Source organism: uncultured Nocardioides sp., assembly GCF_902805925.1.
Lineage (GTDB): Bacteria > Actinomycetota > Actinomycetes > Propionibacteriales > Nocardioidaceae > Nocardioides.
The window spans coordinates 6864-7242 of record NZ_CADCUP010000117.1 but is presented as its reverse complement, the minus strand read 5'-3'; the positions used below and the strand labels follow the sequence as shown (position 1 = coordinate 7242).

Annotated in this window: 1 pseudogene; it reads left to right on the top strand. The window is 74.7% G+C overall.

Features of this window, described 5'->3' with window-relative positions:
• Window positions 1–52: 52 nt before the first annotated feature.
• Window positions 53–379: pseudogene (locus tag QZX64_RS08370) on the top strand (glycosyltransferase family 1 protein); the annotation flags it as partial.

The following is a 379-nucleotide window of genomic DNA, read 5'->3' as shown; positions in this document are numbered from 1 at the left end:
AAGCCCCCTCGCCGACCCCGCACCCCTGGAGCGGACACTCACCGTCGCCTCGGTGCCGTCGAGCCACGTCTACGTGCGGCACCTCTCCTCACCCGAGGGTCACCCGGTCCGCCGCCTGCCCGACCCGGACCCGTCCGGTGGCAGCCGCTCGGCGGTGCAGCCGGCGTCGCCCCCGGTGATGCTGAGCCCGGAGTGGGCGGCGACGGCCGACTTCGACCTCTTCCACCTGCACTGCGGCTTCGACGCGAGCTCGCCCGAGGAGCTGGCGGAGCTCACCCGGACGCTGCGGCGGCGGGGCAAGCCGTTCGTGTTCACCGTGCACGACCTGCGCCCCCACCACCCCGACCGCACCCTGCACGACCGGCAGCTCGACGTCCTG